Source organism: Photobacterium sp. Ph5, from assembly GCF_022129445.1.
Lineage (GTDB): Bacteria > Pseudomonadota > Gammaproteobacteria > Enterobacterales > Vibrionaceae > Photobacterium.
This window is the reverse complement of the sequence record NZ_JADQAQ010000082.1, coordinates 1-9,912: the sequence shown is the minus strand read 5'-3', so window position 1 is coordinate 9,912 and position 9,912 is coordinate 1. Positions and strand designations below refer to the sequence as shown.

At 36.1% G+C, this 9,912-nt stretch carries 9 protein-coding genes; 4 read left to right on the top strand and 5 right to left on the bottom strand.

The window, feature by feature from the left end:
* Positions 1–91 precede the first annotated feature (91 nt).
* The 3 genes from I3259_RS19345 to I3259_RS19335 form a co-directional block, all read right to left on the bottom strand.
* Complete coding sequence (locus I3259_RS19345) at positions 92–1,012, bottom strand: DUF368 domain-containing protein (protein WP_238031330.1); 921 nt, start codon at positions 1,010–1,012, stop codon at positions 92–94.
* Positions 1,013–1,172: 160 nt separating this feature from the next.
* Entirely contained in the window at positions 1,173–1,838 is a 666-nt protein-coding gene (locus tag I3259_RS19340; protein ID WP_238031329.1) for a hypothetical protein, read from the bottom strand.
* Between the two features lie 490 nt (positions 1,839–2,328).
* Entirely contained in the window at positions 2,329–3,282 is a 954-nt protein-coding gene (locus tag I3259_RS19335) for a chemotaxis protein CheV (protein ID WP_238031328.1), read from the bottom strand.
* A gap of 632 nt (positions 3,283–3,914) precedes the next feature.
* Between I3259_RS19335 and I3259_RS19330 the strand changes: the two genes are divergently transcribed.
* Complete coding sequence (locus tag I3259_RS19330) at positions 3,915–4,343, top strand: NADH:ubiquinone oxidoreductase (protein ID WP_238031327.1); 429 nt, start codon at positions 3,915–3,917, stop codon at positions 4,341–4,343.
* Between the two features lie 196 nt (positions 4,344–4,539).
* Here the strand turns inward: I3259_RS19330 and nagA are convergent, their stop codons facing one another.
* Positions 4,540–5,673 carry an N-acetylglucosamine-6-phosphate deacetylase gene (gene nagA, locus I3259_RS19325; RefSeq protein WP_238031326.1) on the bottom strand — a complete coding sequence of 378 codons (1,134 nt, stop codon included), beginning with the start codon at positions 5,671–5,673 and terminating at the stop codon, positions 4,540–4,542.
* Between the two features lie 382 nt (positions 5,674–6,055).
* Between nagA and I3259_RS19320 the strand changes: the two genes are divergently transcribed.
* Together I3259_RS19320 and I3259_RS19315 are read left to right on the top strand one after the other, a co-directional pair.
* Positions 6,056–7,405, top strand: coding sequence for an MDR family MFS transporter (locus I3259_RS19320; protein WP_238031325.1), 1,350 nt, complete (start codon positions 6,056–6,058; stop codon positions 7,403–7,405).
* Positions 7,406–7,571: 166 nt separating this feature from the next.
* Positions 7,572–8,330 (top strand): hypothetical protein, encoded by a 759-nt coding sequence (locus tag I3259_RS19315; RefSeq protein ID WP_238031324.1) that lies wholly within the window; start codon positions 7,572–7,574, stop codon positions 8,328–8,330.
* A gap of 123 nt (positions 8,331–8,453) precedes the next feature.
* On the opposite strand, the gene I3259_RS19310 is transcribed toward I3259_RS19315, so the two are convergent.
* Positions 8,454–8,999, bottom strand: a complete 546-nt coding sequence (locus I3259_RS19310; RefSeq protein ID WP_238031323.1) for an isochorismatase family protein — start codon at positions 8,997–8,999, stop codon at positions 8,454–8,456.
* Between the two features lie 133 nt (positions 9,000–9,132).
* On the opposite strand from I3259_RS19310, the gene I3259_RS19305 reads away from it, so the two are divergent.
* A complete protein-coding gene (locus I3259_RS19305) occupies positions 9,133–9,819 on the top strand; it encodes a VC0807 family protein (RefSeq protein WP_238031322.1) in 687 nt (228 codons plus the stop codon).
* The last annotated feature ends 93 nt before the right edge of the window (positions 9,820–9,912 follow it).

Genomic DNA, 9,912 nt, shown 5'->3' with positions numbered 1-9,912 from the left:
AGTTCAAAAAAATCCCCAAGCTGCAGCTTAGGGATTTGTGTATAAGAGACAGACCAACTGGCTGCCTTTATGAACGAGCTTTAAAAGTCAATTATTTCTGTTCAGTTGCTGCAAATTTTTCTAATCCCCAAACAACAAGAATACCTAGTGCCATCGCACAAATAGCGTATCCAATCAGCGCAGGTTGCCCTGTAACTTGCTCGAAGTTAAATGGTGACAAGTTATGCTCAAGTAATGGTACTTGTTCACCATGTGAATTTATACGCCAACTAACCACTTCTTTCCATGGCCAGATTTTACTTAATGTTCCAATCATCAATCCAGTTAAGAATGTCAGTGCAATATCACGGTAATTACGAAGAACCCATGATAAGAAGTGCGAAAACGTTAATAGTCCTACAACACAACCTATTGCAAAAAGACCAAGTGTAACGATATCAATAGACTTTGCAGCTGCAAGAATGGGAGCATACATGCCTAATAGCAGTAATATGAAACTTCCAGATATACCAGGCAAAATCATGGCACAAATGGCAATAGCACCAGCAATAAGCACATTAATAGGAGTTGGTTCCATTGCGACAGGGTGAAGGACGGTAATACCGTAAGCAAACACAGCACCGATAATAATGGCAAAAAATCGATTAATGGACCATTTATCGACTTGTTTGAACATATGAATGACAGAAATAATGATCAAACCAAAGAAAAATGACCATAGTGGGATAGGGTGGGTTTCTAGCATCCAAGTAATGACTTTAGCTAAGGTAAAAATACTAGTGAGAATGCCTGCGAATAAACAGATCAAAAATGTCCCATTGATGTGTTCAAATGCGCCTTTAAGCCCTTCTTTACGAATGATGCCAATAAGCGATGGGTTTATACGACGAATGCTCTCAAGTAGGGTGTCGTAAATACCAGTTATAAAGGCAATAGTGCCACCAGAAACCCCAGGGACAACATCTGCAGCCCCCATAGCCATGCCTTTTAGAAAGGTGAAAAGTTTAGTCATTAGATTATGTATCTCTATGATAGCCAAAAACATTTGGTGCATTATATAAGTAATGACAAAGATACTACCATAAATCTTGCGTTTATTATCTTGGGTTATTTGTAACGAAAAGCGAGACTGATAGGATCAGGCGGGGTAACGCTAAGTTTCTGGCGAGGTATTATAAAGCGGCAATTTTTCCTTTCTTAGCACTTTTAGCAAAATCTGCAAAGCGTTCACATGGCTGTTGATGGAAGGTAAAGCTTGCTTGATTATTCCCAATAATATCAAGTAATAATAGTTCTGCTTGGTATTTAGCATCTAGCAATTGGTCATTATTAAAGTAGCTAAGCACTGGAGATATAAGGTTTTTATCTACTTTTTGTAAAGAATAATAGCATTGGTTTATTGCGATGTTATCATTGAATAATTGCAAAGCTTGGAAACGTGTTTTGATATTGTCTTGTGAGTGCAATAATCGTAGGAGTTTGTCCCAGCGCTCTGCTGCTAATATACCCATTGCGACATATTCTGAGCGTTGATAGCTTTTTAATAGCATGCGTTCGTAGTCATCACGAATACCATTTTCATTTAGATCTGAACCAAATAATTCATTACGGTTTATCGTGTTTGGCATTTGATAAGGACGTGGTACTTGATGGCTGCTGACATTCTTTGCTGCTAATATTTCAAGTGCTCTAAATTGGTTAAGAGGAAGATCAACATTATGTTGTGTGATCTTTTCAGGAGATAATTTTATTACTCTGGGTACGTGTTCTTCAGCTTTTGCATTTAACACAAAAAAGTATGAAAAAAATAATAAAGCTATTATGTCTACTTTTCTCATAAGTAATGTTCTTTGTTGTCAAGTAATTGTGTTTATAATTAATCATTACGCTACTTTAAATAAAGTGCAATTCTATATTAATAAAAATGAGATCATCAGATAGTAAAAGAATAATAGTTGTAATCATTATTATTAAAATTCATGTTTCTGGTCACATTCTATTGTAAATAGTTTAAAAAACATAAAGCTATGGTTAAATTTGAAGACAGTTGCTATGTTCAGCTTTGATTTAGTTTAGAACTTTATACTGAATGTAGAATTTGAAAGTAGATAATCAACATTATATCTAAGAAAGATACTTATTTTTATTATGTCATGATTTTTAGGAATGATATGCCAGAGCACATATTCGAAGTGTTATTAATTGTAGCTGCAATCGCTATTGCATTAAGTGTATTTTTAATAGCTGTTACTAATTAGGCATAACTCTCTATCAAATGGCAATGACCTAAAAAATGTGTAAACGTGTTTGATAGAGAGTGACTAATAATTACAGGGAATTTTCTGTTAGCTTTTCCATCATTCGGTTATGCACAACTTCGACAATTAGATCTGGTTGGAACTTTGATATGAATTTATTACATCCTACTTTCACTGTCATCGCTTCATTGAAACTTCCGCTTAATGATGTATTGAGTGTTATGTATAAGTTTGACATGCGAGGATCATGACGAATTTTATGAGTAAGTCGATAACCATCCATCTCCGGCATTTCAGCATCAGTAAACATCATTAATATTTCATCGGTAATCGTTTTTCCTTCATTGCACCATTGTTCTAATAAATCATAGGCTTGCTGTCCATTGTTTGCTTCAAATACTTCGATACCTATTTGAGAGAGTGTTGACTTTATTTGATTACGTGCGGTAGGGGAGTCATCAACAATGAGAATTTTATGGCCTTGTAGATGTTGGCTTATGTCTCTATTCAATAATGCGTCAGAAATTTTGATATTATAATCAATAATATTGGCTAGCACTTTTTCAACATCAATAATACCAACAAGTTGTTTTTGGTTATCACGATGTATTTCACAAATAGCTGTGAGGTAGTTATTCTTACCTACTTGATCGGGTGGTGGCTGAATATCTTTCCATGTCATGTTGACGATATTCATTACTTGACCAACCAAAAATGCCTGCACCGTACCATTATATTCAGTCACGATTAAGTTACTAAGTTCATTAATCCCCGTTTCTTTCATACCGATCGAAGCGCGAAGATCGATAACAGGGATCGATACACCACGAATAGATGCTACTCCTTTAACATTCACATGAGATCCTGGAAGGCAATTTAAGTGGGGGACTTTAACCACCTCACGTACTTTGAACACGTTTATTGCAAATAATTGCTGACTGTTAAGTCTGAAAATAAGCAACTCTAGTCTATTTTCTCCAACTAATTGGGTTCGTTGATTAACACTGTCAAGAATTGTTGCCATGTTTAACCGTCCTTAGTTAGAGCAAGTGGCGTTAGTGAGTAATTAAAGTCTATCGACAGATAAAAAGATTTATTGAATGAAATAAAGAGTAACGAATGATATTTGGTGTTAAATAGTGAGCCAACTCTTAATTTTATGATTGTCATTTGATGATATGACAGTAGTAATTTGCTTATGATGATCTGATTGCTTGCGGCTTCAAAGTGATGAAGGTTTATATGACAACATAAACAACAATGAAAAGGGTTAAAATTAACCAGTTATTTATATCACTAAAAGCAAATCTCTATTTTTTAAAATTTTGGATGATTACACTCATATTCCATGACATTTGTGCCATTAATATGGTGTTTTTATCTGATTTTCTATTAATTTACTGATAGATCTTTCAATTATACAGTGTAATGTAGAATGTTAGTTACTTATCAATAAATTAACAATTATTAAACATGCTGATGGGGTAAGCTTTATTTTCAATATGTTAGCTTCTTACTAGTTGTTATTTAACATTAATACTAGAAAGTGACAAAAATGAAATCTTTAAATTCATATATACATATTGTGTTCAAAATGAGAAAATATACCCAGTAGCAATATTTATGGTTTTTCGCTTCACAGTTGGAGAGGTAAATATGAAATTAGCATTGATTTTTTTACTGTCATCTATTGGCGGAGCTCTATCTGGTGAGCACTTTCATTCATTTGCTGCCGGCTTTGGTATTGCAGCCGTTTCTGTTGGTACGGCATATTGGTTAGCATTCCGAACAACGCGTTACCCACAATTAGCACTATTATTACTGTTAATGGGAATGATGGCTAAACTTACCATTACGATCATAGGTGTTATGTGGGGATTAAAAGCTGAAGTCATTAACTCACCATTTGTTTTCTCGTTATCTTATTTATTCTTCTCTATTGTCGTGACATATGGTTATTTCAAATTAAGAGAGTTTCAAATGGCAATGGCAGAGAAACGTGTTGTTATTATTGCAGAGCAACAAGAGTTAGAAGAAAGTAGCAATCAAGAGCCTAAATATTTATCTCCTCTATCTCCTAATTGAATACAAAGCGTTAGTTACTCTATTTTAAGGCTAAGTCAGGCACTGATTTGGCCTTTTATTTTAATAACAGTTTTATAAATTTGTATTTAAAAAATACTTCCAATACATTTAGTTATTAGTAATACAAAAAATCCAACTGCATAGTAACAGTTGGATTTTAATCATATTCTAAGTTAGATATTTTTTCGTAACTAATTTAGAAAACGTGCTTACCCATTTGGAATACGTGTTTAACTTGGTTGTCGTCAGAAAGCAGCGTAATGTTTGCTTTGTATCCTGCTTTTAACATGCCGTACTCGTTTTCGATCTTCACAGCTTTTGCTGGGTAGAGTGTAGCCATACGCAATGCCTCTTCACGAGATAGACCAACGTGATTAATCAAATTGTTTAAGCCTTGGATCATCGTAATTGCAGCGCCAGCAATTGTGCCATCTGCGTAGAAACACTTACCATCTTTAACGTAAGCTTTAAGACCTGCCATATCAAACTCAGTCATGTCTGTACCTGCTGGTGCAACAGCATCCGTTACCATGAATAGCTTATCACCCATGATTTCATGCGCAATTCGTACAGAAGGGAATGAAGAGTGGATACCGTCAACGATAATACCAGCATGTGGTTTTTTATCGAAAATATAACCTACAACGCCTGGTTCACGAGAGCCAAGTGGTGTCATTGCGTTGTATAGGTGAGTTGCCATTTCCAAACCTGATTTCTCGTTTACTTGGTCGTAAGTTGCATTAGTGTGACCAAGAGAAACGGTAATACCTGCTTCACGAACAATGTCGATCACTTTTTGTGATGTATTTTCAGGAGCGACGGTTAATACGCAGATTTTATCTGCATTATCTGCAAGGTATTGCGCTGTTTTTTCATCAAGTTCACGAATGAACTCTTCACGGTGTGCGCCTTTTTTCTCAACGCTGATGAAAGGACCTTCAAGATGAAGACCTAAAACGCCGTGTTGCTCTGGCTGCTCTGTTGCTTCAAGCATTTCAATCACTTCAACTAATGAAGTACCGTCACTTGTAATAAAGGTAGGCAAGAACTGAGTAGTACCACTTTTTAAGTTAGTCTCATTCATGATCTGAAGTGTTTCACTGCTGATTGCAGTATTAAGTAGTACGCCACCACAACCATTAAGCTGAAGATCAATAAAACCAGCAGATGCTAGTAAGCCTTTGCCATCAACAACTGTTTCAGGAAGCTCTGCTTGGTTTAGATCAGTCATTGGAATGATACGTTGAATTAGATCATCTTGAACAAAGATAGCTTGATTGTTAAGAGTTGTTTGTCCATCAAATACATTAACGTTGATAATTGCGATCATTGGTATCTCACTTGTAAATTGCTACTGCCAACAATAAGTGTCACAGTAAATTCTTCATCTTTTATTTAATGTCTCGCCAATTGAGCTTAAATGAGCAACGAAACATCGCTTGAAAGTATTAAAATAATCTTATTTTTCTATGTGAATTAAGATACCTGTTTAGCTAATGATTCGTCAAATCCTTTCATTAAATAAACAGCAAAACTATACATAACAGGTCTTTAGTTATGCACAAAAAGCATCGAAAAAAATGATTTTTTAATTTATATAATAAGTCGGACGCCTATATTACTGCAGTGATTGTATAGTAATTGATAGATATATCATCACTTTATTTCAAGATGTAACAGTTTACGGTATCTTATAGGGGAAGGAGAATTTTATGACCGCCCCTAAGACAATATTTGCCAGTGTAGCGTTAGTTATTGCACTAGGATCATTAGAAAAAAGCATAGTAACGACACCTTTACCCATGATAGGGCAAGAATTACATGCGGGAGAGTTACTGACATGGGTTGTTACCGCCTATCTTTTAGCTTCTACTGCGGTACTTCCTTTATATGGAAAATTGAGTGATATATTTGGACGAGTGCGGATGCTAAATATTAGCATTACGTTGTTTGTTCTTGGTGCTATTGCGTGTGGTTTATCTCAAGATATTAATACCTTGATTGCATCACGTGTATTACAGGGAATTGGAGGCGGTGGTTTAATTGCATTAGCCTTTACAGTGATTGCCGATTCTATACCTGCTAAAGAAGTGGGTAAGTACCAAGGCTACATCTCTGCTGTTTATGCAGTTTCTAGTATTGCAGGACCACTGCTCGGTGGCTTTTTTACTGAGCATTTAACATGGCGCTGGGTTTTTTGGATAAATATACCACTTGGAATATTGGCAGTATGGCTAATCAATAAAAATCTAAATCATTTAAGTGTTTGCCGTAAGAGTCGTTTTGATTGGGGGGGGGCGTTACTGTTAATGCTAGCGACAACGTTATTGCTATTGATTATCTCGCCAGAGGCTAATTTATCGAAAAGCTTACTCGTTGGATTATTTCTTTTCGTTAGTGCTATGCTCATCTTGGTTGAACAAGCAGTGTCTGATCCCATTTTACCGCGTAAATTAATTCAATTATCAGGTTATATAACAAGTGTCTTTTTGATCTTGTGTTCACAGCTATTAATGTTTGCTGTGTTGGTATATTTACCATTACAAATGCAGTGGCAGCAAGGGATGACTGCATCTCAAAGTGGATTGATCATGGTAATTTTCATGTTTAGCATTACTACCGGAGCCTATTTTGCCGGTAAGTATATTGCAAAAACAGGGTTTTATAAGCGTGTCGTTGTGATTGGCTTTGTTTTAACAACATGTGCACTTGTGCAACTTTATTTAGCTTTTCATGTACATCTGTCATTGGCGTTTGCGGGTTTAGGACTTGGATTTACCTTGCCAGCACTCAGTGTTGTTGTACAACATATATTACCGTCTCAAGATCGCGGTATTGGGATGTCAATGTTTAGCTTTGGACGTGAACTTGGTGGTGCTATTGGGGTAGCTGTTTGTTCTGCTGTCTTTCATAGCCAAGTGACCTCAACAGATATAACTGATATCGTTGATCCTCAGATCTTACAACATGGCTTTAGCTTAACTTATTTAACAATGGCTGGTATTGCTGCCATTGCCACCATGTTGACGTTATTAATGCTAAAAACACGCCCACTCGATTAATAAGTAACGCTTTATTACTGATGAACAAAAGGGATAACGCGAGATGTTATCCCTTTTCTTTTTGCACTTAGGTAGGCATTTGGGCAAAATAGCGCCTTCTTACTATTAGTACTGTTAAAACGCTTATTTAAGCGTTAGTTGCTATCCATACTGTATAGGAGTTGTCATGCAGTGGACTGACTGGCCATTTTTACTGTCTCAGGTGTTATCACAATTTTCCATCGGCGCATTTATTGTTATTGGTGTGATTATGCTATCGGGGAAATTATGTTTTGGACAATTTGATAGGGTACTTAAAAACTTTCCCTTGATCTGGTTATTGTTAATTACTGCAATGTTATTGCGAGAAGGCACATTGATGCTATCGCAAATCCATAGTCAATCAAGTTTTGGTCTTGAAACCTTTTTCTGCTTAACTATTTTGATCTCGACCATGGCTTATTGGTTATGTGAAAAGCACTTAATTGGCAGTGACAAATGGCGAAAGTCGTTTTTATTCTTGGTTGTGGTTTGGAGTGGTCTGTACTTTATTGAAGGGGTGATTAATCATGGTATTAGTTACTCGCTAGCCATACAATTTATCGCCAATGTTATTGTCGGTGGAAGCTTAGTAGCACATTGTATGTTAGTAAAGTCTGAACATAAATTAACAAAACTTAATACCTTTTTACCTGTGTGTGGTTTAGTGCTTGGTGTTGTGGCAATACTATCGAATATGCAGGGTATGAGCTTATTGGTACAACAGGCTGAACTCGGTGACTTAACAGGCTTTGTCGTTCGAATTTCAAGTATTGGTTTGATGGCTTTAGCATTAAGTTTATGGTTAATGCCGATTATTACAAAGAGTAAACCCGTTACAGTGATGCTCGTTATCAGTAGCGTTGTTATGTCTGTTGCGAGTTTCCTACTGGCTTTATCAATGTAGTAACTGTTTTAATAACAGCTCTACTATTATCAGTACATTAAAGGCATAGCGTTATTAAATTATGCTATGCCTTTCTATTATACTTTCAGTTAAAGAGGTAAGGGTTGCTTACTTTAACCACATTTACTTAATTAAATTTAGTAAGGCTTTGAATCTATCGCCATTGGCGACCCGCTGTAATTCAAACAATACCATTTCTGTTGAACTGATTTGTGCACCTGCACGTTGCATTTTATTAACTGCAATCTGTTTGTTTTCCTCTGTCCGTGAACTTATCGCATCACTTACTACAGTTACTTGGTAACCTTCAGCAATCAGATCAATTACGGTTTGATAAACACATATGTGTGCTTCAATACCAATGATAATGATCGACTTACGTTGTTTTAGTTGTAGTTGCTCTACAAAACTAATATTTTGAACTGCACTAAAGCTTTCTTTCTCAATGGGAGTTAATCCTTGCTGAGTAAGAGGGTGTGCTATTTGAGGAATCGTTGCGCCAAGTTTATCGGGTAACTGCTCAAGCCATAATGTTGGTAGATCAAATAGTTCTGCGCCTTTTACCATTATTTCAGCTTGACGAAAAAAGTGATCCTTTTTGTGCATTAGTTGCGCGAGATTGCCTTGTATGTCAACCACAACCAATATTGAATGGTGGATATCAATCATTGCGCGATTCCTTATGTCTATTGAAAAAGTAATGGTTTGTAACCATATTGCTCTTTACAGTGTTGTTTAGAAACGGAACAATGCAAAGTGACTAACGTAAAATAAATGTAAACAAAGGAAGTATTGTCAGACTATGGCTGAGAGAAAATCAAACCCGTTAAGTGAAATTGTTTTTAACGTTATTATACCGTCAGTGATCCTGATGAAGTTTAGTGGCGATGATCAACTCGGTGCGGTAGGCGGATTATTAGCAGCATTGGCATTCCCTGTTATTTTTGGCGGCTATGAGCTTATTCGTTATAAGAAATATAACTTCATAGCTTTGTTAGGTATTGTCAGTGTTCTTCTAACTGGTGGTATTGGCTTACTTGAGCTTGATACCAAGTGGCTAGCGATTAAAGAAGCCTTGATTCCTGGACTTATCGGTATTGTTGTTTTTGGCTCAACATTCACCAAGTTTCCGGTTGTACGCAAATTAGTGCTAAATGATAGCGTGCTTAATTTAGGGCTTATTAATGAACGTTTAAAAGAAAAGAATAATGAGCATTTATTTGATCGCTGTTTAACGCACTCCAATTACATGTTTGCTAGCACCTTTCTTTTCTCTTCGGTAATGAATTATGTTTTAGCGACAGTGATTGTGACCAGTAAATCAGGAACTGAAGCATTTAATGAAGAATTGGGACGTTTAACATTGTTAAGTTACCCGATGATAGCTATTCCATCGATGCTGATGATGATGGGGATATTCTATTTTGTCTGGCGTCAAATACGTCGTATGACACAATTAGAAACGGCTGAGATATTTAAGTCTCAGTAATGTTTTATTCATCAAAATGTAAGCAGTGAATCATTCACTGCTTAATTATATGGTCCGCCTCATCCTAAGCCGTTAGGCTTAGGGTAGGCTTTC

What these genes read in the sequence shown, in the direction of transcription:
- I3259_RS19345 (WP_238031330.1), bottom strand. Translation starts at nt 1,012, where the DNA reads ATGACTAAACTTTTCACCTTTCTAAAAGGCATGGCTATGGGGGCTGCA.
- I3259_RS19340 (WP_238031329.1), bottom strand. Translation starts at nt 1,838, where the DNA reads ATGAGAAAAGTAGACATAATAGCTTTATTATTTTTTTCATACTTTTTT.
- I3259_RS19335 (WP_238031328.1), bottom strand. Translation starts at nt 3,282, where the DNA reads ATGGCAACAATTCTTGACAGTGTTAATCAACGAACCCAATTAGTTGGA.
- I3259_RS19330 (WP_238031327.1), top strand. Translation starts at nt 3,915, where the DNA reads ATGAAATTAGCATTGATTTTTTTACTGTCATCTATTGGCGGAGCTCTA.
- nagA (WP_238031326.1), bottom strand. Translation starts at nt 5,673, where the DNA reads ATGATCGCAATTATCAACGTTAATGTATTTGATGGACAAACAACTCTT.
- I3259_RS19320 (WP_238031325.1), top strand. Translation starts at nt 6,056, where the DNA reads ATGACCGCCCCTAAGACAATATTTGCCAGTGTAGCGTTAGTTATTGCA.
- I3259_RS19315 (WP_238031324.1), top strand. Translation starts at nt 7,572, where the DNA reads ATGCAGTGGACTGACTGGCCATTTTTACTGTCTCAGGTGTTATCACAA.
- I3259_RS19310 (WP_238031323.1), bottom strand. Translation starts at nt 8,999, where the DNA reads ATGATTGATATCCACCATTCAATATTGGTTGTGGTTGACATACAAGGC.
- I3259_RS19305 (WP_238031322.1), top strand. Translation starts at nt 9,133, where the DNA reads ATGGCTGAGAGAAAATCAAACCCGTTAAGTGAAATTGTTTTTAACGTT.